At 66.8% G+C, this 23,974-nt stretch carries 23 protein-coding genes; 4 read left to right on the top strand and 19 right to left on the bottom strand.

All coding sequences use genetic code 11. From position 1 onward, the window contains the following. Window positions 1–49: 49 nt before the first annotated feature. Together QRN53_RS17760 and QRN53_RS17765 are read right to left on the bottom strand one after the other, a co-directional pair. Window positions 50–754: a redox-sensing transcriptional repressor Rex gene (locus QRN53_RS17760; protein WP_285245131.1), complete on the bottom strand. Its 705-nt coding sequence runs from the start codon at window positions 752–754 to the stop codon at window positions 50–52. Between the two features lie 10 nt (window positions 755–764). Beyond that, window positions 765–1,019, bottom strand: a complete 255-nt coding sequence (locus QRN53_RS17765) for a glutaredoxin family protein (RefSeq protein ID WP_285245132.1) — start codon at window positions 1,017–1,019, stop codon at window positions 765–767. 78 nt (window positions 1,020–1,097) lie between these two features. On the opposite strand from QRN53_RS17765, the gene QRN53_RS17770 reads away from it, so the two are divergent. After that, window positions 1,098–1,916 carry an HAD family hydrolase gene (locus QRN53_RS17770; RefSeq protein ID WP_285245133.1) on the top strand — a complete coding sequence of 273 codons (819 nt, stop codon included), beginning with the start codon at window positions 1,098–1,100 and terminating at the stop codon, window positions 1,914–1,916. Between the two features lie 103 nt (window positions 1,917–2,019). Here QRN53_RS17770 and QRN53_RS17775 read toward each other — a convergent pair whose 3' ends face one another. The 8 genes from QRN53_RS17775 to QRN53_RS17810 all read right to left on the bottom strand — a co-directional run bounded on the left by QRN53_RS17775 (window position 2,020) and on the right by QRN53_RS17810 (window position 10,216). Further along, window positions 2,020–2,118 (bottom strand): 30S ribosomal protein bS22, encoded by a 99-nt coding sequence (locus QRN53_RS17775; RefSeq protein ID WP_003792170.1) that lies wholly within the window; start codon window positions 2,116–2,118, stop codon window positions 2,020–2,022. 151 nt (window positions 2,119–2,269) lie between these two features. Further along, window positions 2,270–2,482 (bottom strand): helix-turn-helix domain-containing protein, encoded by a 213-nt coding sequence (locus QRN53_RS17780; protein ID WP_043452394.1) that lies wholly within the window; start codon window positions 2,480–2,482, stop codon window positions 2,270–2,272. Window positions 2,483–2,624: 142 nt separating this feature from the next. Further along, window positions 2,625–3,746 carry a 3-deoxy-7-phosphoheptulonate synthase gene (locus QRN53_RS17785; RefSeq protein WP_285245134.1) on the bottom strand — a complete coding sequence of 374 codons (1,122 nt, stop codon included), beginning with the start codon at window positions 3,744–3,746 and terminating at the stop codon, window positions 2,625–2,627. A gap of 242 nt (window positions 3,747–3,988) precedes the next feature. Beyond that, the gene (locus QRN53_RS17790; protein ID WP_285245135.1) at window positions 3,989–5,008 is read right to left on the bottom strand and encodes an acetylxylan esterase; all 1,020 of its coding nucleotides are present in this window, start codon (window positions 5,006–5,008) and stop codon (window positions 3,989–3,991) included. A gap of 80 nt (window positions 5,009–5,088) precedes the next feature. Beyond that, entirely contained in the window at window positions 5,089–6,561 is a 1,473-nt protein-coding gene (locus tag QRN53_RS17795; RefSeq protein WP_285245136.1) for a rhamnulokinase, read from the bottom strand. Further along, on the bottom strand, window positions 6,558–8,600 hold the full coding sequence (locus QRN53_RS17800; protein WP_285245137.1) for a bifunctional aldolase/short-chain dehydrogenase: 2,043 nt from the start codon (window positions 8,598–8,600) through the stop codon (window positions 6,558–6,560). The genes QRN53_RS17795 and QRN53_RS17800 overlap by 4 nt, the downstream gene beginning before the upstream one ends. An 11-nt stretch (window positions 8,601–8,611) precedes the next feature. Next, window positions 8,612–9,778: an L-rhamnose isomerase gene (gene rhaI, locus QRN53_RS17805; RefSeq protein WP_285245138.1), complete on the bottom strand. Its 1,167-nt coding sequence runs from the start codon at window positions 9,776–9,778 to the stop codon at window positions 8,612–8,614. 93 nt (window positions 9,779–9,871) lie between these two features. Next, window positions 9,872–10,216 carry an L-rhamnose mutarotase gene (locus QRN53_RS17810; RefSeq protein WP_285245139.1) on the bottom strand — a complete coding sequence of 115 codons (345 nt, stop codon included), beginning with the start codon at window positions 10,214–10,216 and terminating at the stop codon, window positions 9,872–9,874. Between the two features lie 152 nt (window positions 10,217–10,368). On the opposite strand from QRN53_RS17810, the gene QRN53_RS17815 reads away from it, so the two are divergent. Next, window positions 10,369–11,385, top strand: coding sequence for a LacI family DNA-binding transcriptional regulator (locus QRN53_RS17815; protein ID WP_285245140.1), 1,017 nt, complete (start codon window positions 10,369–10,371; stop codon window positions 11,383–11,385). A 4-nt stretch (window positions 11,386–11,389) separates the two neighbouring features. Here the strand turns inward: QRN53_RS17815 and QRN53_RS17820 are convergent, their stop codons facing one another. The 7 genes from QRN53_RS17820 to QRN53_RS17850 all read right to left on the bottom strand — a co-directional run bounded on the left by QRN53_RS17820 (window position 11,390) and on the right by QRN53_RS17850 (window position 17,372). Next, on the bottom strand, window positions 11,390–11,767 hold the full coding sequence (locus QRN53_RS17820; RefSeq protein ID WP_285245141.1) for a DUF7793 family protein: 378 nt from the start codon (window positions 11,765–11,767) through the stop codon (window positions 11,390–11,392). Window positions 11,768–11,828: 61 nt separating this feature from the next. Then, complete coding sequence (locus tag QRN53_RS17825; RefSeq protein ID WP_285245142.1) at window positions 11,829–12,500, bottom strand: DUF1961 family protein; 672 nt, start codon at window positions 12,498–12,500, stop codon at window positions 11,829–11,831. After that, entirely contained in the window at window positions 12,501–13,190 is a 690-nt protein-coding gene (locus tag QRN53_RS17830; RefSeq protein ID WP_285245143.1) for a rhamnogalacturonan acetylesterase, read from the bottom strand. It abuts the gene before it with no gap. Window positions 13,191–13,213: 23 nt separating this feature from the next. Next, the gene (locus QRN53_RS17835) at window positions 13,214–14,086 is read right to left on the bottom strand and encodes a carbohydrate ABC transporter permease (protein ID WP_285245144.1); all 873 of its coding nucleotides are present in this window, start codon (window positions 14,084–14,086) and stop codon (window positions 13,214–13,216) included. A gap of 2 nt (window positions 14,087–14,088) precedes the next feature. Next, the gene (locus QRN53_RS17840) at window positions 14,089–15,060 is read right to left on the bottom strand and encodes an ABC transporter permease (protein WP_285245145.1); all 972 of its coding nucleotides are present in this window, start codon (window positions 15,058–15,060) and stop codon (window positions 14,089–14,091) included. Further along, a complete protein-coding gene (locus QRN53_RS17845; protein WP_285245146.1) occupies window positions 15,061–16,590 on the bottom strand; it encodes an extracellular solute-binding protein in 1,530 nt (509 codons plus the stop codon). A 107-nt stretch (window positions 16,591–16,697) separates the two neighbouring features. Next, window positions 16,698–17,372 carry a YesL family protein gene (locus QRN53_RS17850; RefSeq protein WP_285245147.1) on the bottom strand — a complete coding sequence of 225 codons (675 nt, stop codon included), beginning with the start codon at window positions 17,370–17,372 and terminating at the stop codon, window positions 16,698–16,700. 240 nt (window positions 17,373–17,612) lie between these two features. Here QRN53_RS17850 and QRN53_RS21855 point away from each other — a divergent pair, with 240 nt between their 5' ends. Further along, on the top strand, window positions 17,613–18,818 hold the full coding sequence (locus tag QRN53_RS21855) for a Gfo/Idh/MocA family protein (protein WP_285245148.1): 1,206 nt from the start codon (window positions 17,613–17,615) through the stop codon (window positions 18,816–18,818). Then, complete coding sequence (locus QRN53_RS17860) at window positions 18,818–22,069, top strand: family 78 glycoside hydrolase catalytic domain (protein ID WP_285245149.1); 3,252 nt, start codon at window positions 18,818–18,820, stop codon at window positions 22,067–22,069. Before QRN53_RS21855 ends, QRN53_RS17860 begins: the two co-directional genes overlap by 1 nt. Here QRN53_RS17860 and QRN53_RS17865 read toward each other — a convergent pair. Together QRN53_RS17865 and QRN53_RS17870 are read right to left on the bottom strand one after the other, a co-directional pair. After that, entirely contained in the window at window positions 22,056–23,336 is a 1,281-nt protein-coding gene (locus QRN53_RS17865; protein WP_285245150.1) for an MFS transporter, read from the bottom strand. The two genes, QRN53_RS17860 and QRN53_RS17865, sit on opposite strands and share 14 nt — an antisense overlap. A 2-nt stretch (window positions 23,337–23,338) precedes the next feature. After that, complete coding sequence (locus QRN53_RS17870) at window positions 23,339–23,971, bottom strand: Poxvirus protein I5 (RefSeq protein WP_285245151.1); 633 nt, start codon at window positions 23,969–23,971, stop codon at window positions 23,339–23,341. Window positions 23,972–23,974 lie beyond the last annotated feature (3 nt).

Raw genomic sequence — 23,974 nt, forward strand, 5'->3', positions numbered from 1 at the left:
CTCGCCTTTTTACTTCAGGCCACGCTCACAATCTCCGTGGGAAGAACACCTAGGCGGTCTGGCCTGGAGCCTGTGCCCGCTGGGCGTGGTAGGCAAGGATCTGGAGTTCGGTGGCCATGTCCACCTTGCGGAGGTTCACACCTTCCGGGACCTGCAGCATCACGGGTGCAAAGCTCAGTACGCTGTGCACCCCGGCGGCCACCACGCGGTCGCAGATGCCTTGGGCCACCGCCGCCGGGAGCGCCAGCACCACCATGTTGGCCCCGGTGCGGTGCAGGACGGTTTCAAGATCCGCCACGTCACTGACCCGCAGCCAGCCCACCTCGTTGCCCACCACCATCTGGTCGGCATCGAAGATTGCGACGACGTCGAACCCGCGGGATTCGAAGCCGCCGTACCGGGCCAGAGCCTTACCCAGGTTTCCGGCGCCAACGATGGCCACCTTCCAGTCGTGCGTGAGGCCCAGGGCAGCTGCGATGTGGCGGCTGAGGTACTGCACTTCGTAGCCCACTCCCCTGGTGCCGTATGACCCGACATGGGACAGGTCCTTGCGCAGGGTTGAGGAACTGACGCCGGAGGCCTCCGCCAGTGATTCGGAAGAGACCCGCTCCACTCCCTCGCCCAGCAAGGTGTTCAGGGCACGGAGGTACAGCGTCAGCCGGGCCACCGCCGCGGGCGGGATCTGTTTGGCGGGCGTCCCGGTGGCGCCCGGAAGGTCCGGGACAGGCTGGGACGTTGGTTCCAAGGACGTCATTGGCCTCCCCCTACCGGGCCATGGCGCGCTGCAACACGCGTTCCAGCCGGGATTCGTCAATCTTCCAAAAGTCGCGCTGCACCCCGTCCACCAGGACCACCGGGATTTCCTCCGCGTAGCGTTCGCGCAGGTCGGGCTGGTTGTCCACCGACTCTTCGCTCCAGGTAAGGCCCAACGAGGCAGTGACCCGGCCGACGGCGTCGCGCGCCTCTTCGCAAAGGTGGCAGTCAGCTTTGGTGACCAGGACGACGCGGGGGGTAGCCATGGCTTAACGGTATCGCCGTTCGCGCCGTGCGGGTGACGCCGACGGCGGCCAGCGGGTGGATTGACTAGACTCAAGTCCATGCCCGAGGAGAAATACGTCGCCGTCGTCACACGGCCGGTTGCTGCGCCGCAGCCCGGTGAGGCGGCGTTTTTCGACGTGGACAACACCTTGATGCGCGGGGCCAGCCTTTTCCACGTGGCGCGGAAGATGCACCAGCGGGGAGCATTCACCCTGAGGCAGGCGGCCGGCATGGCCTGGAAACAGTTCAAGTTCGTGGCCCGCGGTGAAAACATGGATGATGTCCACGCCGTCCGGGACTCGGCCCTGAACCTGGCAGTGGGCATCAGCGTCGACGACATCAAGGCCCTGGGCGAAGAGGTCTATGACGAGATGATCGCCTCGCGGATCTGGCCGGGCGCCAAGGCGCTGGCCGAGCAGCATCTCCGCGTAGGCCGCCGGGTCTGGCTGGTGACGGCCACGCCCATCGAAGTTGCCACCGTCATCTCCACCCGCCTTGGCCTGACCGGCGCCCGCGGGACCGTAGGGGAGGTCTCCGACGGGATGTACACCGGCCGGCTGGTGGGCGATATCCTGCACGGCTCGGCCAAAGCCGTGGCCGTCCAGGCCATCGCCGACGAGGAGGACCTGGACCTGAAGCGCTGCTGGGCGTACAGCGACTCCTACAACGACGTTCCACTGCTGTCATTGGTGGGCCACCCGGTGGCGATCAACCCCGACGCGAAGCTCCGCCGGCACGCCCGCGACCGCAACTGGCCGGTCTACGATTTCCGCGCCGGCCGGCGCGCCGCCACTTTCGGACTCAAAGTGGCAACCTTCGGCGGCGCCATCTACGGGCTGTGGAAGGGTTTCGCCCGGATCCGCGGCCCGCGCGCCTAGCTTCCCGGGATCGGTACGTCACCGCACCATCCACTCCTGCGCACGAAAAAACGCCCGCCACCTTTGCAGGCGACGGGCGTTCTCCACGCTGTTCGAAGTATTGCTACTTCTTGTTGCGGCGCTGGTGACGGGTCTTGCGAAGCAGCTTGCGGTGCTTCTTCTTGGCCATACGCTTGCGACGCTTCTTGATAACTGAACCCACGAAAGTTCCTTACAAACTAGATGCAGTACCTGTCTGATGGAAATGGTCCGTGGACAGAGCTACGAACTGAACAACTGACAGATTCTTACAATGACGTAAAACGTTCCTTAACAGGGTACCGCCTATCGGGGGCGGCTTGGGACAAGCTGACTTAGGCTGTCTCGGTGTGACCGTCCACCACAGCACCCTTGAGGTACTGCTCCACGGCATTCTCAGGTACCCGGTAGGAGCGGCCGAACCGCACTGCCGGCATTTCGCCGGAGTGGACCAGCCGGTAAACAGTCATTTTGGAGACGCGCATGACCTCGGCCACTTCAGCCACGGTCAGGAACTTCGCGTTGGAGAAGTTCTGTTCTGCCGACATTTCCCTATTTTCCTTTGCTGACGGATGGACAACATGACCCCAGGTACGTGCCAATGCGGTGTTCCGATGCTGAGCCATCCACCAATCACCTAAAAAGATACTCTAGATGTTCATGTGGCAGATGTGAAAGTAGGTAAAGGCACTATTTCGCCTGCCGGCGCTTCCGTGCCGAGGCCGCGAGCTGCTCCAGCACTGAGGCGGAAACGTCCCAGTCCATGCAGGCGTCGGTGACGCTCTGGCCGTACACCAGTGCGGACCGGCCGGCCGCATGCTCCTCAACGTCCAGGTTTTGCGCACCGCCCACCAGGAAGCTCTCCAGCATGACCCCGGCGATGGCCTGCGCAGCGGCGCCACCGTCTTCCAGCTGGGCACCGATCTCCAGCGCCACCTCGGCCTGGCGGTGGTGGCTCTTGCCGCTGTTGGCGTGGCTGGCGTCAACCACCAGGCGCGGGTTCAGGCCCTTACCGGCCAGCTCCCCGGACGCCTGTTCGACGTCGGCGGCTGAGTAGTTGGGGCCCTTGCGGCCGCCACGGAGGATCACGTGGGTGTCCGGGTTCCCGGCCGTTGCCACCAGCGCAGCCCGGCCGTCGCCGTCGATCCCCAGGAAGGCCTGGGCCGCCGCCGCGGCGCCGCACGCGTCGACCGCCACCTGCAGGGCGCCGTCGGTCCCGTTCTTGAAGCCGATGGGCATGGAGAGGCCGGAGGCCAGCTGCCGGTGGATCTGACTTTCGGTGGTGCGGGCACCGATGGCGCCCCAGGAGATCAGGTCGGCCATGTACTGGGGGCTGATCGGTTCCAGGAATTCCGTGGCGGTGGGCAGTCCCAGCGCGGTCACCTGCTGCAGGAACTGCCTGGCGGTTCGCAGGCCGGTCACCATGTCGTGGCTGCCGTCCAGGCGGGGATCGTTGATCAGGCCCTTCCAGCCCACAGTGGTGCGGGGCTTTTCGAAGTAGGTCCGCATGACCACCAGCAGGTCTTCCTTGTGCTTTTCCGCCTGGCTGACCAGCCGGCGGGCGTATTCCAGCCCGGCCTTGGGATCGTGGATGGAGCAGGGCCCAACGATCACCAGCAGCCGGTCATCCACGCCGTCCATGATGGCGCGGACCTGGTCGCGGCCGCGTTCGACGACGTCAGCCGCCCGGGCGTCCAGGGGCAGCTCGGCGAGGAGTTCGGAAGGGGTGGGCAGCGCGGTGAATTCGCTGACGCGCAGGTTTGAGGTGGATGTGCTGCCGGCGTTGGGGGCTGCTGCTGTTGCGGTGCTCATGTTCGGGTCCTGTTCCAGATGGGAAGCGGGCCCGGATTTCAGAACCCGCCGGAGAAACGGCGAAGGGCAGAGAATAATCTCTGCCCTGTTGGCTCTGAAGGAATGCTGGATGCGTGTCAGTTAGACGCGGGCCCCTCCAGAGCCAACGAAAAATACGCATACCAACGGTTAGTCATGGCAAAGACCATAAGCCCGGCCGGCCGCCGCAGCAAAATCAGCGTCCGTCACATTCCGTCGCCTGCCTACCCCAGGAGCTTGCGCAGATATTGCAGCTGACGGATCCAGTGGTGTTCCTGGCCGCCTTCATGGTTGTTGAACCGGTAAACCTCGATCTCCTTGGTGGCCCCGGTGGAAGATGCCCCCGATGTCCCGGAGCCGTAGGCGTTGAAGCTGGCGAAGACCGTGGACGGCGGGCAGATATCGTCCATCTGCGCCACCGAGTACAGCGCCGGCGCAGTGGCGTACCGGGCCAGGTTGACGCCGTCGAAGTAGTTCAGGACATCGAGCGCGGGCTGGTACCGGTCCCGGTGGCGCGCCAGGAACTGGGCGATCTCCGGGTAGGGGCCCCGCGGGGTGATGTCGATGGCGCGGGGGAAGTCCTGCAGGAAGGGGACGTCGGGCAGCGCGGCGATGACGCCGTCGAGCCGTCCGGCGGTGAGGCCTGCCGTGGCCACCACGATGCCGCCGCCCTGGCTGACGCCGGCGAGCACCACTTTGGCGGGGTCGACGCCGGGATGTGACTGGGCTGCCTCCACGGCGCGGAAGGCGTCCACGTAGACGCGGCGGTAGTAGTAGTCCTCGCGGCTTGCGAGGCCCCTGGTCATCAGGCCCGCGTGGGCCACGTCCCCGGCGGAGGGGTGCGGGTCCGGGGTGTCGCCGACCAGGCCGCCGTAGCCCTGGCCCCGGGTGTCCATGATGAAGTGCGCATAGCCCGCCTGGGCCCAGCGGGTGTCCTGGTTAACCAGGCCGCGGCCGCCGGAATAGCCCACATAGTTGACCACCACGGGCAGCCTGGTGCCGTCCTCGCGGGCGGCGGGCAGGTGCAGCCAGCCCTTGACCGGCGCCCCGCCGAAGCCGGAAAACGTGACGTCGAAAGTGTCGATCACCGTCAGGTGGTTCTCCACCGGTTCGAAGGTTGCATTCAGCGGGAAGGCCCTGGCTTCTTCGAGGGTGGCGTCCCAAAACGCCCCCAGGTCCTCCGGCGGCGTGACGTCTGAAGAGTAGCTGCGCAGTTGGGCCAGGGGGAGGTCGAAGAGGGGCATCGAAAGTCCGTTCTGTCAGTGGCGTTTGGCGGCCTGGTTGCAGCCTACTTCACGCGGCGGAAAGTGCGATTTGCATGGGTTCAATTCCTGGAAGCGTTCACGGGAAGGTCCGAGGGCTCGTAGCGGCGAAGGCTGCCCGCGGCCCCAATGATGCTGCTCAACTGCCGCAGCCCGCCCGGTGCCGCCCCGGCTGCCCGGGCCTGGACCAGGACATTGCCCAGGGCGGTTGCTTCCACCGGGCCGGCGATGACGGGGTGTCCGGTGGCGTCGGCGGTGAGCTGGCAGAGCAGGGCGTTTTGCGAACCGCCGCCCACCACGTGCACCACGTCCACCGCACGGCCGGCGAGGCGTTCTGCGGCGGTGAGGGTCCGGGCGTAGCCGGCGGCGAGGCTGTCCATGATGCAGCGTGTGATGGCCGCGGGATCGTCTGGCAGGACCTCGCCGGTGCGCCGTGCTGCCGCCCGGATGCGCTCGGGCATGTTGTCGGGGGCGATGAAGTAGGGGTCGTCGGGGTTCACTTGCGGACCACCCGGGGGAAGCGCCGCAGCGGCCTCGAGCAGCGCGGTCAGTTCCGGGCGGAAACCCTCACCGGCCCAGGTGCGCTGGCATTCGCTGAGCAGCCAGAGCCCACCCATGTTGCGCAGGTACCGGATGGTGCCGTCCACGCCGCGTTCGTTGGTGAAGTTGGCTTCGCGGCTGGCCTCGGTGAGGACAGGGTGCGTGAGCTCCAGTCCCACCAGCGACCACGTGCCGGAGGAGATGTAGGCGAAGTCTTCCTTGTTTGCGGGGACAGCGGCGACGGCGGAGGCGGTGTCGTGCGAGCCGACGGCCACTACCTTCGTTTCCTGTGGCAGGCCCGCAGCTGCTGCGATCTCCGGCAGCAGCGTGCCGACGGTTTCGCCCGGCTGGATCAGCGGCGGGAACAGGTCCTTCCGCAGGCCCAGGGGAGCAAAGAACTCGGTGGCCCACTCCCCTGCCACGGCGTCGAACAACCCGGTGGTGGAGGCATTGGTGGCTTCGGTCCGGCGGACGCCCGTGAGCAGGAAGGCGATCAGGTCCGGGATCAGCAGTGCTTGCAGCCCGTCCAGGTCCTGTTCCGCGGCCAGCTGGTAGATCGTGTTGAACTGCAGGAACTGCAGCCCCGTGGTGGCATAGAGGCGCGCGGGGTCCAGCTTGGCGTGGACCGGGGCCACCGCGGCCCGGCTTCGGTCGTCGCGGTAGCTGAACGGCTGCGCCACCAATCGACCGGCCTTGGTGACCAGGCCGTAGTCCACGGCCCAGGTGTCGATCCCAATGCTGGCGATCCTTTCGCCCTGGACGGCGGCCACCGTGGCAGCTGCCTTGAGTCCCGCAAGGACTTCGGCAAACAAGGAGTCGAAGTCCCAGCGGAGGCCGCCGTCGATCTCCACCACGCCGTTGGGAAACCGGTGGACGGTCTCCAGCGACACCCCCGCGCCGGGAGCGACGCGGCCCAGAATGACCCGGCCGGAGGAGGCGCCGATGTCCACGGCGGCAAACACGGCGCCGCCGACTGTTGAAACGTCCCCGCTCATCGCAGGAAGGCTGCGGCCACTCCGGCGTCCACGGGGATGTGCAGGCCGGTGGTGTGGGACAGTTCATTGCTGGTGAGGACGGCGGCGGCGTTGGCCACGTGCTCGGGCAGGACTTCGCGCTTGAGCAGGGTGCGCTGGGCGTAGTACTCGCCCAGCTTCTCCTCGTCCACGCCGTAGACGGCGGCGCGTTTGGCGCCCCAGCCGCCGGCGAAGATCCCGGAGCCGCGGACCACGCCGTCCGGGTTGATGCCGTTGACGCGGATGCCGTGCTCGCCCAGTTCCGCGGCGAGCAGCCGCACCTGGTGGGCCTGGTCTGCCTTGGTGGCGGAGTAGGCGATGTTGTTGGGGCCTGCGAACACGGAGTTCTTCGAGGAGATGTAGATGATGTCCCCACCCATGCCCTGGGCGATCATGACCTTCGCGGCGGCCTTGGCCACCAGGAAGGAACCCTTGGCCATGACGTTGTGCTGCAGGTCCCAGTCCTTCTCGGTGGTTTCCAGCAGTGGCTTGGAAATGGACAGGCCGGCGTTGTTGACCACCAGGTCCACGCCGCCGAAGGCCAGCACGGCGGCGTCGATCGCCGCGGCGACCTGGGCTTCGTCGGTGACGTCGGCCTGGACGCCGACGGCGACATCCGGGCCGCCGAGTTCCTCGGCTACCTTTTGGGCGTTCTCAAGGTTGAGGTCGGCGATGACCACGCAGGCGCCTTCCGCGGCGAGGCGGGTGGCGATGGCCTTGCCGATGCCGGAGGCCGCACCGGTCACCAGGGCAATGCGGGTGGCGTGCGACTTGGGCTTGGGCATCCGGGCGAGCTTGGCTTCCTCCAGCGCCCAGTACTCGATCCGGAACTTCTCGGATTCCTCGATCGGCGCGTAGGTGGAGATGGCCTCGGCGCCGCGCATCACGTTGATGGCGTTGATGTAGAACTCGCCGGCGACCCGGGCGGTCTGCTTGTTCGCACCATAGGAGAACATCCCCACGCCGGGGACCAGCACGATGGCCGGGTCAGCGCCGCGCAGCGCCGGGCTGTCCGCTTCCTTGTGCCGGTCGTAGTAGGCCTGGTAGTCCTCGCGGTAGTCGGCGTGGAGCTCCTGGAGCCGGGAGATGGAGTCCTCAATCGAGGCGTCTGCCGGAAGGTCCAGGATCAGCGGTTTGACCTTGGTGCGCAGGAAGTGGTCCGGGCAGGAGGTCCCCAGGGCGCCCAGCCTCGGGTGCTCGGCGGCTTCGAGGAAGTCCAGGACGACGGCGTCGTCGCTGAAGTGCCCCAGGACCGGCTTGTCCGTGGAAGCGAGGCCGCGGATCACGGGTGCCAGGGCGGCGGCCTTGGCACGGCGCTCCGCCTCCGGCAAGGCTGCATATCCGGGCAGCTTGGCGCCGAAGGGCTGGGCCGTGCCGTTGTCCTTGATGTATTTTTCGGCCTGGTCGATGATCCAGAGGGAGTTGGCTTCGGCTTCGTCGCTGGTGGCGCCCCAGGCGGTGATGCCGTGGCCGCCCAGGATGGTGCCGATGGCCTGCGGGTTGGCGTCCTTGATGGCGGCGATGTCCAGGCCGAGCTGGAAACCGGGACGGCGCCAGGGCACCCACACCACCTTGTCACCGAAGATCTTGGTGGTCAGGGCTTCTCCGTCCGCAGCGGTGGCGATGGCGATGCCGGAGTCCGGGTGCAGGTGGTCCACGTGCGCGGCGTCCACCAGGCCGTGCATGGCAGTGTCGATCGAGGGGGCGGCGCCGCCCTTGCCATGCAGGCAGTAGTCGAACGCGGCCACCATCTCGTCTTCGCGCTCAACACCCGGGTAGACGTTCTTCAACGCATTCAGCCGGTCCAGCCGGAGGACGGCGAGGTTCTGTGCCTTCAGCGTGCCCAGGTCACCGCCGGAGCCCTTGACCCACAGCAGCTGGACGTCCTCGCCCGTGACCGGGTCCTTGTCCGTGCCCTTGGCCGAGGTGTTGCCGCCGGCGAAGTTGGTGTTCCGTTTGTCCGCGCCCAGGCGGTTGGAACGGGAAATCAGGTCTTCAACAGTCTTGGCTGCGTTCTGCATGTTCATGCCCTTTATGCGCCCCATCCGGCTTGCTGGCCGCCTGCGCGGTCCTCGTTGATCTGTTTCTGGTAGCCGCTGGCCTTGTAGGCGGCCATCGGGTCCGCGGGCAGGCCGCGGGATTCACGCCATTCGGCCAGGAGGGGCCGGACGTCGGTGTAGAACGCATCGTTGAAGATGCCGTTGGCGGCCAGGACGTTCCCGGCGCGCTGGGCCTCGGTGAGGGCCGCGGTGTCGATCAGCAGGGCGCGTGCCGTCATTTCCTGGACGTTCAGGACCGAGCGGATCTGTCCCGGGATCTTCTCTTCCAGGTTGTGGCACTGGTCCAGCATGAGGGCCACGCCGGAGTCCTTGCCGAAGCCGCCGCCACGGATCACCTCGTGCATGATCCGGAAGAGCTGGAACGGATCGGCGGCACCCACGATCAGGTCGTCGTCGGCATAGAAGCGCGAGTTGAAATCGAAGGATCCCAGCTTGCCCAGGCGAAGCAGCTGCATCACGATGAACTCGATATTGGTCCCGGGCGCATGGTGGCCGGTGTCCAGGCAGACGAACGCCTTCTCCCCCAAAGCCAGCGTCTGGGCGTAGGAGGTGCCCCAGTCCGGAACATCGGTGTGGTAGAAAGCCGGTTCGAAGAACTTGTATTCCAGCACCAGCCGCTGCTCATCCCCCAGGGCGGCATAGATCTCCTGCAAGGATTCGGCCAGCCGGTCCTGGCGGCCGCGGATGTCGTCCTGGCCCGGGTAGTTGGTGCCGTCCGCCAGCCAGATCTTCAGGTCACGTGACCCGGTAGCGTGCATGATGTCGATGCAGTCCAGGTGGTGGTCGATGGCCCGGCGCCGGACCGACTCGTTGGAGGAGGTCAGGGAACCGAACTTGAACTCGTCATCCTGGAAGGTATTGGAGTTGATGGTCCCCAGCCCCACGCCCAAGCCTGCCGCGTAGTCCTTCAGTGCCGCGTAATCGTCCACCTTGTCCCACGGAATATGCAGCGCCACCGTGGGCGCCAGGCCTGTCAGCTCGTGGACCTTCGCGGCATCCGCCAGTTTTTCCTGGACCGTGCGCGGCGTGCCGGGCGTGCCGAACACCTTGAACCGCGTACCCGAATTCCCATAGGCCCACGAAGGGACCTCGATGGCAAGCTCTTCCAGCCTGCCCAGCGCCGTTGCTACGTCGTTCATGATGTTCTTTCCGGTGTCTGGTTCGTATGGTCTGATGCCCCGCTGCTGGAGCTGTACTGCTGGTTTCTGGTATTGCGGACGTTTTGCGGGCAGTCAGCCTGCGGCGGGCAGGGCCGCCAATTGGTTGTCGAGGTTGAAGACTTCCTCCAGCACCTGGAACCCCTCATCGGGAGCCTGGCCGGAGTCTTCAAAGAGTGCCGCCATTTCTGCCTGCCAGCGGGCGTTGACGTCCGTCAGGGCCATCCGGGCGCGGACGGCGTCAAAGTTGTCACACTCCACGTACCCCACCAGGAGCCCGTCCTCCGCCAGGAACAGGGAATAGTTGTGCCAGCCGGCCTCTTTGAGGGCGAGCAGCATCTCCGGCCACACCGCCGCGTGCCGGCGCCGGTATTCATCGATGAGCGCCGGCTGGACCGAGGAACGGAAACAAACCCTCATTGGTACCCCTGTTCAAACTCGCGATTTTTTGAATCGTTTCATTGTTACGATTCAAAGTACAGTTGAACCGGAGCAGGTGTCAAGCAATGGCAAAAACTTTTGATCGCCCGCGCGGAACACCCCTGCCGCGGACAGACCAGCACGGAGATTCGATGAACCGGACAGCCAGTATCAAGGACGTCGCCACCCACGCGAGCGTGGCCGTGGGAACGGTCTCGAACGTCCTGAATTACCCGGACCGGGTGTCGGAACGGACCAAGGAACGGGTCCTGCGGGCCATCGACGAGCTGGGCTTTGTCCGCAATGATGCCGCCCGCCAGCTCCGGATTGGCCACAGCCGCACCATCGGCCTCATCGTCCTTGACGTGGGCAACCCCTTCTTCACTTCAGTGGTCCGCTCGGCGGAAGACGCAGCCGCCCTCCAGGGAAGCGCCGTTCTGCTCGGGGACAGCGGCCACGACGCCGGCCGGGAAGCGAATTACATCGATCTCTTCCAGGAGCAGCGCGTCCAAGGCCTGCTGATTTCCCCCGTGGGCGATGTCACGGACCGGCTGGACCTCCTCCGCGAGCGCGGCGTACCCACCGTCCTGGTGGACCGACTGGCTGACGAATCCAAGTTCAGTTCCGTGGCAGTGGATGACGACGCCGGCGGGTACCTCGCGGCGAAGCACCTGCTCGATACCGGCCGCCGCAGGCTGGCTTTCGTGGGCGGCCCCGCCTCCATCCGTCAGGTGGCGGACCGCCTCGAGGGGGCCCGGCGGGCCGTCAAGGAGGAACCGGACGCCACCCTGGAAGTGCTGGACTCGGACGGGCAGACAGTCCTTGCCGGCCGAGGAGTGGGCGACATGCTGGTGCAGCGGGGCCGCGCGGAGCTGCCGGACGGCATCTTCTGCGCCAACGACCTCCTGGCCCTGGGCGTCATGCAGTCCCTCACCATGACGCACACCTTCCGCATTCCGGAGGATGTGGCCTTGATTGGTTACGACGACATCGATTTTGCGGCCTCCGCAGTGGTGCCGCTCTCCTCCATCCGCCAGCCCACCGAGCTGCTGGGGCGGACCGCCATCGAGCTGTTGTCCGAGGAAGTGGAATCCCAAAACCCGGTACACCGGGCGGTCGTGTTCACGCCCGAGCTGGTGGTCAGGCAAAGCACAGCCGCAGCCGGCTGAGCCGCTACTTTCCCGCCTGCAGCAGCCACTTCATGGACTCATCCCGCGACGTAAAGAAGCGGGTGGGGCAGGGCGGGATATGGACGCCCAGGAAGAAATTGGCGATGATCCGGTCCACCGGGCTTGATCCCAGCAGGGCAATGCGGTTGGCCGCACAGGGAATGGAGAAGACCGAGCGCGCCTGGATGCTGACGTTCTCGGTGGTGGCCATATCCACCAGCATGGGATAGGTGCCGTCACCGGCTATGCGGTTCACGGCAGCCATGGCAGCCTTCGCGTCCTCGGCTTCAATCCGGACCTTTGATTCCCAGACGAGGTGGATGATGCCGTCCGGGCCCAGTTCCACGGTTCCCTTGCCGCCGTCGACCAATACGGGTTCCATGTCCCGCCTCCCTCCAGTGGGCAGATGTACGCCTCCTATCTTGCCCCAGTGCGGAAGCGACCTAAACCTTCTCCACCACCAGGTTTCGGTAGGCAGCCCGCAGCGGGGCCATCTGGCGGAAGCCGATGCGACCGCCGCCAAGCACGTTCTCCGATGGATCGCGCCAGGCAAAAAGCTGCAGGCCGTTGATGGAAAACGCCACCCGTGGGCCGTCTTTCACCACCTCCAACCGGTAGAAATCCGTGGCGTCTTCAGCAGGCGGCAGCGGGTCCGCGCCCTGGGCCACCAGTTCGAACCCTGCGCTCTTACGCAGGTTGCAGGTGCGGAACGCGCGCTCGGACTGGTATTTGTGCCGGAAGTACGAGACGTGCAAGGTATCGATGTCCCCCGAGTGGTACTGCGGATAGTACCCGGTGCGGGGTACGAGGGCAGCACTGAAGAGGTCCCGGCCGCCCTGGCCGGCGGCGGCGAAGAACAGCATGGCCAAGCCGGGTTCGGCGAGGGGCAGGAAGTCCCAGCTGATGCGGATGCCGTCGGGGAACTCCTCGGGGCACCAGAAGGTCCAGTGTGCATGGTCGCCGAACTCCCGGTCATCCACGGCGCCGGACAGTTCCAGGGCCTCTTTATGGTTTCCCATGCCCACCGGCCCCTCCGCCACCCAGCCGGCAACATCGCCAGGTCCTGCCAGCGGGTTGCTGTAGAGGATGCCCGTTGCCAGGCCGGGGACACCCATCTAGCCCTGTCCCGTCGTCGTACTTAATACAGGCTCCAGCGCACCGTACCCCAAGCGGCCCAACTGCCGGGCCACCTCCCCTGCCACCAGCATGGCTCCTTGCTGCGAAAAGTGGGTGTTGTCCGCCAGGCCGTCGGGCCAGCGCGCGTGATCGCCAGGCTCGAAGTGGCAAAAGAGCGCTCGTGAGCCCTCGGGGCCCAGCCGGAGGTACAGGTCCCGGGTCCAGGCGTTGAGGTCCAACACCGGGACACCCAGTTCCAGCCCAAGTTCGCGGACCACGTCCGGATAGTCCTCCAGGGACTCTTCGAGGACGTCCGACGACGGCGAGGCCAGGAAGTGCCGCCGCTCCACGGAGGTGCAAAGTACCGGAGCGGCTCCCAGGGCGAGCACCTCTGCCACCATGGTGCGCAGGTTGGCCGCGTAGCCGGTCCGTGCGGCGAGGTGCTGCTTCTTCTGGTCGTTGTGGCCGAACTGGATGAGCACCGCGTCGCCGGGCCCGGCTTGGGCCAACAGGTCCGCCCAGAGCCCCTCGTCACGGAAGGATTCGGTGCTTGCCCCGCCTTTGGCGAAGTTGTGCACCGAGCCCCACCGGCAGGTGTGCGGCGGAAGCTGCGCTCCCCAGCCGCTCATGGGGAACTCTTGGGTCGGGCAGTCGGCCACGGTGGAGTCGCCGGCCAGCAGGATTTTCATGGTGTGCTTCCTCGAGTAGGGGGTCAGCCTTTGACGGAGCCGATGAGCATGCCCTTGGCAAAGTGCTTTTGCAGGAACGGATAGAAGATGAGGATGGGCAGGGTGGCCACCACGATCACCGCGAACTTGATGCCCTGCTCCGGCGGAATGTAATTGGGGTCAACGTTGCCGGTGCCCAGGAGGTCGGAAGCGGCAGTGACCTGGCGGAGGTACATCTGCAGTGTCCACTTGGAGTTGTCGCTCAGGTACAGCAGCGGGGACATGAAGTCGTTCCAGATCCCTACCGCGTAAAACAGCGCAAACGTTGCCAGCACCGGCTTGGACAGCGGCAGCAGGATCCGCCAGAGGATCCCGATCTCGGTGGCGCCGTCCATCTTGGCAGATTCCTCAAGTTCCGCAGGGAGTTCCTGGAAGAAGTTCTTGATGATGATCAGGCTGAACGGGTTGATGGCCGCCGGCAGGATCAGGGCCCAGTACGAGTTGAGCAGGCCCAGGTCCTTGACCAGCAGGAACGTGGGGATCATGCCGCCGGAAAACACCATGGCGAAGACCACCAGCGACAGGATGACGTTCCTGCCGCGCAGGCTCTTCTTGGCCAGCGGGTAGGCCATGGTCACGGTGAAGGCCAGCTGGACCAGGGTGCCCACGGCGGTGACCAGGATGGTGGTGACCAGGGCGCGGGTGAACGCCGGGGTGGCGAAGATGTACTCGTAGGAGCCCAGGGTGAACTGCTCAGGCCAGACGAAGAACGCCCGGCGGGTGATCTCCGCTTCGGTGGCGAAGGACCCTGCGAAGACGTAGACGAACGGCAGCAGGGTGATGATGCCGATCAGGGCGAGGAACACGTAGTTGACGGCGTCGAAAACCCGGCCGCCGCGGGTGTTGTGGATTTTCATGGCTAGAACAGTCCGCTCTGGTTGAATCGTTTGGCCAGCCAGTTGGTGCCGAAGATCAGCACGATGCCTACCAGGGATTTGAACAGGCCCACCGCCGTGGAGTAGCTGTAGGCGCCCTGGGTGATGCCCACGAAGTAGACGTAGGTGTCAAAGACGTCCGCCACCTCGCGGTTGAGGGCGTTGGTCATCAGGTAGATCTGTTCGAAGCCGGTATTGAGCATCTGCCCGATGGCCAGGATCAGCATCACGATGATGGTGGACCGGATCGCGGGAAGCGTGATGTGCCAGACCCGGCGGAACCGGCCGGCGCCGTCGATGATTGCGGCCTCGTACTGGTCCTGGTCCACCGTGGCCAGGGCGGCCAGGAAGATGATGGTGCCCCAGCCGGTGTTCTTCCAGATGTCCTGCAGCACGATCAGGGGCCGGAACCAGGCCGGATCCGACAGGAAATCGATGTTCGTGCCCATGACGTTGTTCAGGAACTGGAACAGCGGGCCGATGTCCAGGGCGAACAGCAGGAAGCTCAAGGACGCCACGATGGTCCAGGACAGGAAGTGCGGGATGTACACCAGGGTCTGGACCGTGCGCTTGAGCACGGACAGGCGTACCTCATTGAGCAGCAACGCCAGGACGATGGTCAGCGGGAATGCGATGCCCAGGTTCAGGAAAGCCAGGATCAGGGTGTTGCCCAACAGCCGGGGAAAATCCGGGTTGGCAAAGAAATCCGTGAAGTTCTGCACTCCCACCCAGGGGCTGCCGTTCACCCCCAGGAACGGGACGTAATCCTTGAACGCGATGGATACGCCGTACATGGGGCCGTACCGGAACACCGCGAAGTACACCACGCCGGGCAGCAGCAGCAGGTACAGCCACTTGTAGTGCGCGAAATGGACGGAGAACCTGCCGTTCTTCCGTTCCCGCACGGGCGGCCGGTTCGCCGCCCGTGCCTCAGCCTCGACGACGGGGGCTGCCATTTACTTGTTGTCCTGCCAGAGCTTGTTGATCTCTTCCTTGACCTTGTCGCCGCCGCTGGTGTCCCACAGCTTGATGGCGTCCTTCAGCCCCTGCTCATCGATCTGGCCGGCCAGGTATTTGATCCGGGCGTCGGCCACGATGTTGTCCAGCTGGGCTCCCTTGGCGACGTAGGTGGCGGAAACGTAGGGCGCTGCCGGGTTGTAGACGGCGCTCTTGAGGTCGGCCGCCATCACGTCGGTGCGCTTGTCGAAGACCTGCTGCTCGTAGTCGGTGGGCTGCTTGACCGGGTAGAACTGGTTGCCGGCAACGTTCATGCCCAGCTGGGCGTAGCTCTTGATGTCTGTGGTGACGGCCTTGCTGGCGTCCGTCTCCGGCTTGACCGGCGCGGCCTTGCCGTCCACCACCGTAAAGTTGACGCCCTCAATGCCGTTGTTCAGGAGGATGCCGGCGTCCTTGCCGTTCAGGGTGTTCAGGAATTCCAGGACCTTGTCCAGTTCGGCTTCCGTCCGGACACTGGCTTTCGGGACGGCCAGGAAGCCGGAGTAGCCGTCGGTGGGGTGGGCGTGCAGCTTGCCGTCGGGGCCCTCGAGGTTGCCCACGAAGCCCACTTTGTTCTGGAAGTTGTTGGGATCTGCCTGCTTGAAGAGGTTGATGAGGACGCTGACCCGGGAATCGACGTCCACGATGATGCCGCCCTTGCCGTTGAAGAACGGCTCATTCCATTTGGTGCTGTCGAACGTTGCGAAGTCGGGGTTAATGAGCTTCTCATCCACCATCTTCTTGATGAAGCGGTCCGCTTGGAGGAACTCGTCGGTTTCGAAGCTGGGTACCAGCTTTCCGTCCCGCTCGGTCCAGCGGTTGCCGGCCCCGAACCATTCCTCGATGACGTCGTAGGGGCTGTTGCTTCCCAGTGCGCCCCACTTGGGGATGGTGATCCCGTAAGTGTCATTCTTGCCGTTGCCGTCCGGATCCTGCTCCGTGAACGCCTTGGCCACCTTGTAGAGGTCCTCCACGGTCTTGGGCGGCTGCAGGCCAAGTTTGTCCAGCCAGTCCTGCCGGAACATGACCGCGGTCCGCATCGGGGCGCGGCCGCGGAAGATGCCGTAGACCTTGCCGTTGACGCTGGCGTTCTGCTGGATGTCCGGGTAGGTGGTCTTGAGGTTGGGGTACTTGTCCAGCTTGCCGGTGAGGTCCCAGAAGGCGCCGGCCTGGGCGTTCTTGACGAACCCGGGGCTCTTGCCCTGGATCACCATGACCTGCGGGATGTCCGATCCCGCCAGGGTGATATTGGTCTTGTCCTCGTAGGAGGCGTTGGGAGCCCAGTTGATCTTTACCTGCTTGCCGGTGATCTCCTCCAGCTTCTTTTGCACTGCGCCGTCCGCGCCGGGCGGCTGCGCCTCGAGGAAGGGCGCCATGATGGACACCGAGGTGAGGTCGGCGGCCGGGGCGTCACCTCCGCTGCAGGCCGTGAGGGACAGGGCCGCGGCGGTGACGACGGCGGCGGCCAGGGAAAGTTTCCTGCGGATCATATTTTTCCTATCCCACTTCATTGGGGTTCATTGGGCCTTGAGGCCAGCATTGATACGTTTCATTAGTTGGGCCGGGCATGGCGGAGCCACACCCGGCGGAAGGGTGGTCAGGCGGTGGACGCCCCCTGCAGCGCAGGCAGGCCGTCTGGATCAGCCGCGTGGGCTTGGGCCACAGATTCGTCATTCGCGGTGAAGAAGCGGTCACAGAGCCAGCCGGTCAGGAAGAGCCAGGCTCCGATGCTGAAGAATGGAATCAGGCCCGGGAGCGCGGTGCTGGCGTACACCGCGGCGGCGGAGACAAAGAGCAGGATGACTGTTCCCGCGAGATGCCGCACGGCAAACCGCGACGACGTCAGCAGATACTGGAGGAGCGGCAGTTCGTAGCGGGCGTACAGGGGAAAGACGTAGCAGGCTGCTCCGGCCAGGAAGATCGCCGCAACGAAGATGCCGGCCGCCATGAGTTGCGGGAAGAGCCCATGGCCGGCTGAAAAATAGTTCCAGTTCACGGCAAGCGCCACGGATACGGCCATGACAGGCAGCGCAAGGATGTTTGCCCGGCCAAAATTCCTGGTGTATCCGGCAGCAAATCCACGCACCAGGGGCGCCGCCTCCCCGCGGGACCTCTTGCGTACCAGGATTTGCGCCGCTGCCGTGGCCGGCCCGGCGCCAAAGACGCCGCCGCCCAACAGGGTGAAGGCGATCCACAGCAGGTTCAGGCCCGCAATCCATGCGAGCGTGTCAAAGAATGCGTAGGCCCGCGCACTGAAGGTCCCGGACAGCATGGCAGGGCTCCCTTCTGTTCTCCATCGTTGCAGAGGCGAAGCGGAAAGTGTCCCGCATCACGCTGGTAATCGGTTTCTCGAAAATCTAGACCCGCACCCGCGCTGGGGTCAAGTGAAATTTTGAATCGTTACATAGCTCGACTGGCAACGCCCCCATGCCGCACACTGAAAGCTGGAAAGCGCTTGCTGGATTTCTGCGGGCGCCACGCGCTGGTGCCCGGGCGGGCAGGATGGAGAACCATGGGAACGGCAACGCAGGCCGCCGGCAAGGATGCCGGAACCCCCAGGAAGCCTGCGGCGCGGGCCGCGCTGGTGGGGGTGCACGGCTTTGGCACCCACCACCTCCGGAACCTGGAACGGCTGCAGGCGGCAGGCGCCGTCGAACTGGTTGCCGTTGCCGATCCGCAGCCCCCGGCACCCGGTGCAGTGCCGCCGTCGGCTGCCATCCACTCCGGGCTCGACGAGCTCCTCCAGGCGGCCCCGGACCTTGACCTGGTCATCGTGGCCACCCCCATCCAGACGCACGCCCCGCTGGCCCTGGCTGCCCTCGCCACGGACGCCGAGCTCTACCTTGAAAAACCTCCCGTCGCGTCCCTTGCCGATTTCAGCCGGCTGTGCGCTGCCGCGGCGGCGTCCGGCCACGGAGTCCAGGTCGGCTTCCAAAGCCTCGGCTCGCACGCCCTGCTGGCCATAGAAGAACTGCTCGCCGCCGGAACCATCGGAACACTGGAGGGCATCTCAGCCACCGGCCGGTGGGTCCGGGACCGGGCCTACTACAAACGCTCCCGCTGGGCCGGAAAACGCAGCATCAACGGCGTTGACGTAGTGGACGGCGTCGCCACCAACCCGCTGGCCCACGCCGTGGCAACCGCCCTCCGGATCGCCGGGGCGCGTACCACCGCGGACGTGGCCTCCGTGGAGACCGAGCTGTACCGGGCCAATGACATCGAATCGGATGACACCTCCGTGATCCGGATCCGCACCACGCGGGGCCTCCCCATCACCTGTGCCCTGACCATCTGCGCGACCGAGTCCGTTGAGCCCTACGTGACCCTCCAGGGCTCGGCAGGCACCGCCGTGTTCCACTACACCGAGGACCGGCTCAGCGTTGAAACCGCGGCCGGCCGCACCGAGCAGACATACGGCCGCGACGACCTCACCGAGAACCTGCTGGCCCACCGCGCCACGGGCGTACCGCTCACCAGCAGCCTGCAGGACAGCGGAGCGTTCATGCTGGTACTGGAAGCCATCCGGACGGCGCCGCCGCCCTCCCCCATCGACCCCGCCCACGTCCGGTGGGAAGGCGACGGCGACTCAGCCCACGCCGTCGTGGCAGGCATCGAGGACGCGCTGGAACGCGCCGGCCGCCAGCACGCCACCTTCAGCGAACTGGGACTCCCCTGGGCCGCCTCCGCCCCGGCCACCTTCGATATACCAGCCTCCTGATGGGCGGCCTGGACCCGGGCGCCGGGCACCTCCACGCCTCCACCCTCCTGACGGACGGACTGTCCCCCTGCCTGACCGCTTCGCCGGCCCCCGGCTTCAGCTGGCAGCTGGGCCAGGCCGACGGCGACGATCCCGCCCTGGCACGGCAGACCGGCTATGAGCTTGAAGTCCGGGACACCCGGGGCACGCTGGTATGGGGTTCAGGGGAGGTGGCTTCCGCGTCCCAGCGCGGCGTTCCCTATGGCGGTCCCGCACTGCCGGACGACTCCGACTTCGCCTGGCGCGTCCGCATCCTTGACGCGGCCGGCAACCCGGGCCCATGGTCTTCCCCACAGCCTTTCAGCACCGGCCTCACGGATGCCTCCTGGCAGGCCCACTGGATCAGCCGGGCACCTGGCGGACGCGCCCCGCTGGAAATCCACCACCACGCCCTCCGCGTGGCCGGCTCCCCTTTCCTGCCGATTCCGTGCCCCGTGCCCCGCAACGTCCGGATCGAGGCCCGGCTCCGGCCCGTCATGGGCAAGGCCGGCATCATCCTGCGGAGCAACGGGCCGGGGACCGGCCTGCTGCTCGAACTGGGGGCAACCGGAGACGTGGTGCTCCGCCGCACGCCCCCCTGGGAGATCCCCTCCCCCGCCGCTCCGGATTCCCAGGTACTGGGCAGCGCCGCCCCCGCAGGAGGCCGGCAACCGGATCCCGGATCATGGCAGGACCTGGCCGTCAGCGACGACCGGCACACCATCCGGGTATCGCTGGGCGGAAAGGAACTGCTGGCGGTCGAAGAACCGGCCTCCGCGGACAGCGGCGGAACAGCCGCCCTGCATCAGGGGCCCCGGAGCCAGGCGGAGTACGCCCGGCTCCGCATCGTCGAAACGATTCCCGGCCGGCCCCGGGAGGTCCTGCTGGACCACCGCTATGATGCCGGCGAGGGAGACGCGCTGGCCTTCCTGGCGCAGTGGGACCGCACCACCGGACACCGGCAGCCCGACGAGTGGACCTTGTTCCGGGGCACCATGGCGCTGGACGGGATGGTCCGGCGGGCCAGGCTCTTCGTGGCGGCCCACCACCACGCGCAGGTGTCGGTAGCCGGCACCCCCTGCCTCAGCACCACGTCGTTCGGCTATCCCGGCGAGGGGTACTACGACGCCGCCGACGTCACCGCGGTCCTGGCGGCACATCCGGCGGGTACGCCCGTGCCGGTGACCGCGCTCCTCCACTGGTACGGTCCAGGCCAGGGCCGCGCCGCAGGCGTTCCCGGCCTGATGGTCCGGCTGAGTGTTGACTACGACGACGGACGGCGCGACGTCCTTGCCTCCGGCCCTGGCTGGATTGCCGGCGAGGCGCCGTACCGCCAATCGGGCTACCGCAATGACGAGGGCGACCCCGTGGAGCACTTTGATGGCGAGGCCGCGGCGTCCCTGGACATCGCCGAAGGCTTTCCGGCCGCCGTCAGCCGTGGCCGGCACCCGTCGTCGGACTTTCCGCGGCTGCACGCCCGCCGGACGTTCCTGGCCGGTGAGTTCGTGGCGCTCCGGCAGTTCCTGGCCGCGGAGGACGGCACGTTGGTGGCGGACTTCGGCCGGGTCATCCCGGCGCGGCCCGAGGTGGACTTCCTTGCCGGCGTTCCGGGGCGCACGGTCATGCTCCGCGCGGGCTACGTCCTCCGCCCGGACGGAAGGGTGGACGCAGGGAAGACCGCCAGCCAGAACACGGACATGTCCTTCCCGTACACCCAGACGGGCGGACCCCAGCAATTCCGGGCCACGGTGCACCTGGGCTTCCGCTACCTTGAACTGCCGGGCGTCGCGGCCGCGGACGTGTCCCGCGTTGGTGCCGCGACCGTCTACGGCCGGCACCCCGGCGAGGGCAGCTTCAACAGCTCCGACCCCACCCTGGACGCCGTGGTGGGGCTGCTGCGCGACTCTGCGCTCTACGGTGTCCAGGAACAGTTCGTGGACACGCCCACGCGGGAAAAAGGCCAGTTCCTTGCCGACGCCGCCAATATTTCCTACGCCACCATGGCGCTCTTCGGCGAACACGCCTACACGGCACAGGCGCTGCGGGAATTCGCCTGGTCAGCCCGCCGCTACTGGCACACCGGGGCGGACAAGGGCCGGTACAACGCCGTCTATCCCAATGGCGACGGCAAGCGTGACATTCCGGATTTCTCCCTGATGCTGCCCGAGTGGGCGGAGGAGTACCACCTGCGCTCCGGAGACCTGGCCTTGGTCCGCGAACTGCTCCCCCACCTGTGCGACACGGCTGACTACGCACTGCGGTACATTCCCGCGGAAGGCCCGACGGCGGGGCTGGTCACCAGGCTGGGCGGCGGCTCCGGTCCCTACCTGCACGGCATCGTCGACTGGCCCGCACCGGGCCGGTTCGGCTATGACATGGAGTGCGCGGCCAAGACCACCGTCAACGCCCAGGCCTACTCGGCGCTGGTGTCAACGGCGCGGCTCTGCAGCGCGGCCGGCGACGAGGACGCAGCCGTCCGCTACGCCACGGCCGCCCGCGCGCTGGCCGGTTCCATCCGCACCCGCCTGCGCGTTGGCGAGGTGATGGTGGACGGGCTCCACGAGGACGGAACACCCAGTTCCCACGCTTCCCAGCACGCCACGTCCTTCCCGCTGTCCCTGGGCATCACGGACCCCGGCCACGCGGGACCGGATGCCGCCCGGATCGCAGGAATGGGCATGCGTCAGGGCCCCATGACGGTACACCGGCTGGTCCGGGCCTTGGTGAACCAGGGCCGCATGGACGCCGTCCTGGACCTCCTCACCGCCAAGGACCAGCCGGGTTGGGCACAGCTCCTGGACCGCGGAGCCACCTTCACCTGGGAGGCCTGGGACCTGGCCGAGGGGACCGATTACAGCCAGTCGCACGCCTGGTCCGCGTCCGTACTCAAGGAGATCCTTGAGCACCTGCTGGGCATCCGGTACGCGGTCCCGGGCGGCACCGCGGTGGTGATCGAGCCGCCCCTGTGCCGGTTGGAGCATGCCCGCGGCAGTGTTCCGGTGGACAACGGCTACGTGCACTCGGGTTGGCGCCGGCGGGGTGGTTCGGTGGAACTGGAGTGCACGGTTCCGCCGGGAACCACGGCCACCGTGCGGCTGCCCGCCGGCACATACGGGGTCAAGGGGCCCACTGCGGATGCCGCCGTCGTAAATTCCACCCCGGCCGGCGCCGCGGCCGGCGCCACCAGGGACTTCCGTGTGCACACGGGTGCCTGGACGTTTACGCCCCGGTAGATGGCGTTGCGGGCCGGGTGCGCTGCCCGTGCCGCCAGAGCAGGAAGCCGATGACCAGGGCAGACAGCATGCCCAGGCTGCCGGTGACCACCAAGCCCTCCCGGACCCCGAACTGTTCGGTCAGCCAGCCTGCGAGGAGGCCGCCCAGCGCGTGTCCGCCCAGCAGGAGCGGCAGGTACAGGGCCATGACGCGGCCACGGATGGCGGGACCTGCCTCAAGCTGGACGGCCGTGGCGGCGCTGGTGAGGAAGAGCAGCGTCATCATGCCCACCACCACCAGCATGGCGGTGAAGAGGCCAAGGGTGGGCATGAGGGCGGCCAGCAGCTGGGACAAGCCGAATAGGCCCGCCGCGGCAACAATGCCTTTCCGGCCCATGGTGCCAAGCCGGGCGGCCAGGAGCGCCCCGGCGAGGGCACCGACGGCGCTGACGGTGTTGAACAGGCCGAAGCCTTCCACCCCGTTGTGCCACACGCGCGCGGCGAACGCGGCCAGGACCACCGGCCCGTTCATCCCGAAGGCACCCAGGAGGCCGGCGAGCAGGATCAGGAGGAGCAGCCGTGGCCGCTCCCGGACGTAGTGGAGGCCGGCGAGCAACTGTCCCCGGCCGCTCTGGGCGCGCGGGCCAGGATGCAGGTCGCTGGTCCGGATGGCCGCGATGAGGCCCAGGACAACCACGCCGATCAGCGCATTGGCGGCAAAAGCCGCCGCCGGACCGGCCTGGGCGATGAGCACCCCGCTCAACGCCGGGCCGGCCATGCCACCCAGTTGGGACAGCGCATTGTTCAGTCCGATGGCCGGCCGCAGCGCGGCGTCGCCCACCACTTCGTTGACGAAGACCTGCCGCGTGGGCTGGTCCACCGCCGCGGTGATGCCCAGGGCGATGCAGCCGGCGTAGACGACCCACACGGTCAGGGTGCCGCTCGCCGCCCACGCGGCAAGGCCAACGGCCAGCAGCACGATGACGGACTGGCACGCCATCATGATCCGGCGCTTCGGGAAGAGATCCACCACCAGCCCCGCCAGCGGGCCCACCACCAGCATGGGCAGGAACTGCAGGGCGACGGCGGCCCCTACCGCTGCTGGACTTCCGGTGAGCTGCAGCACCAGCCAGTCCTGGGCCAGGCGCTGCATCCACACGCCCAGGCTGCCGGCGAGCTGCATGCCCAGGAACAGCCGGTAGTTGTGGTGCTTGAGCGGGTGGTACCAGCGGGGCTGGCCGGGCCGGGGGCGGACGCTTTGTTCGGTGCGGACTCGGCGGAACGGCACAGCTAGCGTCGGGGCCGGCCGGAGCGAAGTTTTACTGCAGCCGCGGCCAGGATCAGGGTGCCGGGGACCACCACGAAGAGCGCCGCGAGCATCCAGACGAACACCACGGCACAGAACAGGGCGGCTGCGAGCAGCAGTGAACCGGTCCAGTCACGCGGCGAGATTGCCTGGCCGGCGTGGAGGGCCGCACGCCAGGAATCCACGGCGGAGGTGCCTTGGCCGGTTGTATCGGTCCAGGCCGAGGCGGTGCGCAGCAGCAGGATCGCCGCCCCGGCGGCCAGGGCCAGGGTAGCGGGCAGCACCACACCACGGCCGGGCAGTTGCCCCACCCAGGCGAGCAAAAGGTTCAGGACAATCACGACGGCGGCTGCCGCCGTAGCGATTCCCAGCTTCCAGCTGCCGGGCAGGGCAGCCTTGAACAGGCTCCAGAGTCCGCGGACGGAATCATCCCTGCCGGCCAGGTGCCGTTCCAGGTGGGCGGTCCCGGCCGCGTAGGCGGCCGGGATGGTCACCAGCGGGATGGACAGCACCAGCACCAGCAGTCCTGCCAGGAGGGTTTCGGAGAACAGGGCAAACCGGTTCACCGGGATGGGCTCGTGGCCGGAGGCGGGTGTGGTGCTGTCCATGGCGCTCATATT

Origin of the sequence: Pseudarthrobacter sp. fls2-241-R2A-127, from assembly GCF_030209355.1 — a bacterium.
Taxonomy (GTDB): Bacteria; Actinomycetota; Actinomycetes; order Actinomycetales; family Micrococcaceae; genus Arthrobacter.